The 3,819-nt window shown below is 29.7% G+C and carries 4 protein-coding genes; 3 read left to right on the forward strand and 1 reads right to left on the reverse strand.

What is annotated here, in order from left to right:
* Positions 1-503: 503 nt before the first annotated feature.
* On the forward strand, positions 504-659 hold the full coding sequence (locus tag LIZ08_RS10095; RefSeq protein WP_020902496.1) for a hypothetical protein: 156 nt from the start codon (positions 504-506) through the stop codon (positions 657-659).
* A 249-nt stretch (positions 660-908) separates the two neighbouring features.
* Here LIZ08_RS10095 and LIZ08_RS10100 read toward each other — a convergent pair whose 3' ends face one another.
* A complete protein-coding gene (locus tag LIZ08_RS10100) occupies positions 909-1,802 on the reverse strand; it encodes a nucleotidyl transferase AbiEii/AbiGii toxin family protein (RefSeq protein ID WP_031576638.1) in 894 nt (297 codons plus the stop codon).
* A 222-nt stretch (positions 1,803-2,024) separates the two neighbouring features.
* Here LIZ08_RS10100 and LIZ08_RS10105 point away from each other — a divergent pair, with 222 nt between their 5' ends.
* Entirely contained in the window at positions 2,025-3,014 is a 990-nt protein-coding gene (locus LIZ08_RS10105; RefSeq protein WP_024056487.1) for a type IV toxin-antitoxin system AbiEi family antitoxin domain-containing protein, read from the forward strand.
* 92 nt (positions 3,015-3,106) lie between these two features.
* On the forward strand, positions 3,107-3,436 hold the full coding sequence (locus LIZ08_RS10110) for a hypothetical protein (RefSeq protein WP_227038806.1): 330 nt from the start codon (positions 3,107-3,109) through the stop codon (positions 3,434-3,436).
* Positions 3,437-3,819: the final 383 nt, after the last annotated feature.

A 3,819-nucleotide genomic window follows, 5' to 3' on the forward strand; every position in this document is an offset into this window, starting at 1 on the left:
AAATAGTCAATAATGGGGTACAAAATAGTCAATAATGGGGTACAAAATAGTCAATAATGGGGTACAAAATAGTCAATTATTTATCCGCAACCCCCTGGTATTACTGAGTTTCTAAGGTCGACAAAGTAATATAAAGTAATATAAAGTAGGTTAGAAAGTAAATTAGAAAGTATCTTCTTAAGAAAAAAATCTATATTTTATTTTTAATAAAATAAAAAAATCTTTTTCTCAGTTCACTATTTTCTAGCTAAATATTTACAAATAGAAAATTCAAACTAACTACATTTCCCCTTCTTCATTTCTATAAATTTACAGAAGGAATTCTGCAACTATGTTCGTATCATGAGGAAAAAAAGATTTTTTACGCTTTTCACTACAGTACAAAATTAAAGACGTCATCAGGAGCCATATTTTGGCCGTTAAGGGGCTTTTTTGATAAAAGTCGGATATTTCCACCTTGGACTCTCTAAGAGGCAAATACGTCCTTATATGAGGTTAAATAAGTGTTTGATTTTTATTTAATACTCCCTGATGGCAGCAAGCAACAAAATCAGATAAAAAAGAGCCTGTATTATGACGACAGAAGAAAATTGGAACAAGCTGCAGGAACTATCAAAGAAGGTATCGAAAGAGGAACTAGTGTTTTCCTAAAAATATAGGACAAAATAGAATTTTTTAACTTGATTCCTGCTGTCTTTTTTGTAGGGTAATTGATGAAAAAGTGTGTAAAAAAGTTCCAGTTTTATATTCAAACTTTTAAATTCTTTTTGAATTGATATAGGAGAAAATATTGTTCTAAAATTACCTCTTTTTTAAGATATATAGTTGAAAGTAAATGCTAGCAAAAAAGTCTCAATTTTATAATGAGACTTTTTATTATTTTGGCCTTTTTTAGAATTAAAATTTGATTATTTTCGTTTATAATCTTGATATTTTTTAAACAAATCTTTGAATAATTGGTCGTTGTAGGAAAAGAGAAACTCAAACTTTTCAATTTCTTTAGCAGGTATTTGAGGGACAACTTTTGCTTTGTAATCTTCAGCTAATTCTGTCTTTTTGCTATCTAATTTTAACATAAGTTCAAGTGGCACATCTTTTGCTTGAAAAATATTTTCTAGTATATAGAAATTGTCTTGATTAAGAACAGCTTCACGTAAATCAATTTGTCCTTTATTTGTTAAAGTTTTATAGATATCATATAGATCTCGAGCACGTGTTTTATCACCAACCAACTTGTAATCGTCAAGCTGCTGACAGGATGCTCTTATTTTCTCATAGACAATCATTAGTGGACTATAGAGATAAATAGTTGTCCCTTCTAAATCATAACTATCTTTATCTGCAACATATTCATCATAGCTCAAATCTATTTCTATCTTTTTACTATTATTTTCTAAAGCTTCTCCATATTTACTTAGCTCCTTCATTTTATTAGGGTCCTGTAAATCTATTTTTTCTTGATATTTTTCTGTATCGACTATCGCAAAAGAAATCTTATATCCTCCCCAAAACGGAGGCAAGTCTCGTTTTCTTTTTTTAGGTTTTTCAATGAATTCAAATCCAACAACTAAAAAACCAATTTGCTTAAAAGCATCTGAAATTAAACCTTGTAGTTTTTTTCCTTCAACATCTTTATCATATCTTATAGATTCTTCAATTGAAAAGTCTAAATCCTGAGATGAGCGATCAGTTATATTGTGTAGCTTTAAAGCAGTACCACCTTTTAGAACTAGATTTTCCTTCAGATCACTATCTGAAAAAATTGCTTTTAAAATGGTGTTTCTAATATCATCTGGTTTCATAAGTACCTCTATCATATTACTAGTGTTGTTAGTTTATTATACCATGTATAACTTGCGATCTATCTTAATTTCTTGTTTTTTATTTTTTAAACTGCTATACTAAAGCTATGGTATATATACCATAGCTTTTAAATAAAATAAATTAAAACATACTTAAGGTATGGTATATATACCATACCTTAGCGGTGAAATCTTAACTAGTATATTGGAGGGATAATAGTAATGGTCCTTACAGACAATGAAATTGAGAAAATATTAATCAAACATCAAATCAAAAAAGATACTTATGGTTTAATAAAATATTCTGACGAAATTGTTCAAAAATCTAAAAAAGAATTTGGAAATATTTTAAATAGGACCTCTATCATTCAAATTATTCAGAAATTAAAAGAAGAAGGAAAACTTAAGTCTAGAGCTACCCTTAATAAGTTTACTGATATTATTATTGATAAACTAAAACTTTTTAAACCAGTTAAAATTATGAACGAATACAAAGGGGATTATGTTATTCGCTATATAACCTCAGATATATACGTTTCTCCTTACGAAATTGCTTTATCGTTATTATCTCGTTCATTTCTATCTCATTATAGTGCTATGTACGTTCATGATCTAACTATTAATAGCCCTAAAGACATATATATTAACAAAGAACAATCCCAAAAACGCTCTACTTTAGGTGATAGACTGGCTATAACTCAAGGACGTATCGATTATGCCTTCTCCAAAAGTATGAGACGAACAAATATGATCTACTCTTTTGAATATGACGGAACATCTTATAAAGTGCATGTTCTAAATTCGAAAAGTACTCACAATACAGGAGTTATAACTAAGGAAGTTGTTGGGTTTTCAAAGCCTATTAAAACAACAAATGTTGAGAGAACACTAATCGATGCTATGGTAAGACCTGGGTATAGCGGGGGCGTTTCTGAAATTCTTGATGCATTTATTCGAGCTAAAAATATAAATGTCAGAAAGATTTGGGAATATCTAGAAAAATTTAATTATTCTTATCCATACTATAAATCACTTGCATTTTACTTAAGGAATGCAAAATATGAATATAAATCTGAGCTTAAACGATACCAGAATGACCCTCGCAATAATTTGACTTTTTATCTAGACTATCAAATGATATACCCTCATCAAGATAAAGAGTTAGGAGTGTTCTATCCAAGAAGTGTTCACAACATTTCCAAAAAATACTAATTTTTCGCAAAGAAATTTAGTCAAAAACTCAGTTTTTCTTGTATTATTTAATAATACTGTGTGTTATAATGTGTATTATATTAGCTAACGGGGTGAAAGTTTTGACTGAAAAAATGACTGTCCTAAACATCAGGATGAGCGTTGGAGAAAAAGAAGAATTAAAGGAAAGAGCTACAGAATTTGGAGACTCGATCAGTTCATATGCTAGAAAGATACTCTTCCAAGAGGATAATACAAGCGATTACGTAGATAATACAAATGTATTACAAGAGAAAGATGAGCGTATATCAGACCTTAAAACTCAAATAGACGACTACAAGAAGCAAATTGAGCAACTGCATACGATTATTTTGGCAACTCAAAAAGATAATCAGTTGCTGATTGAACAGAAAACGAAGAGATGGTGGAAGTTTTGGGAGTGAGAATTCATTTCTGGACTAACTACACTTTTGGAAACGCACTCTTTACTAAAGGAGTTTACGAATGATGATCCGATTTTACATTATTATTTTTTTGGATGTTTGGTTATAATTCTTAATAAGCTACAAAAAAATGACAATGGATGTTTCTCTATAAGAGTAATATCCGTTGTCATTTTTGTATAATCGACTTCGATTTTCGGATTTTTATACAAAAACTCTGCATTTTTGATGCTGACATGATAATTCTGAGAGCTTTTCAGTTTTTTTCGTGAACAACTAATCATCTAGACTCCTAGAGCCCCAAGGACTTACGAGAAACCCTTAATCAAACTTTCCGAAAAAGATCAATTTTTCGGAAAGTTGTTTTTTTGAAAAGTTCATCT

Source organism: Streptococcus sp. 210928-DFI.4.42, assembly GCF_020554365.1.
GTDB classification, from domain to species: domain Bacteria; phylum Bacillota; class Bacilli; order Lactobacillales; family Streptococcaceae; genus Streptococcus; species Streptococcus parasanguinis_S.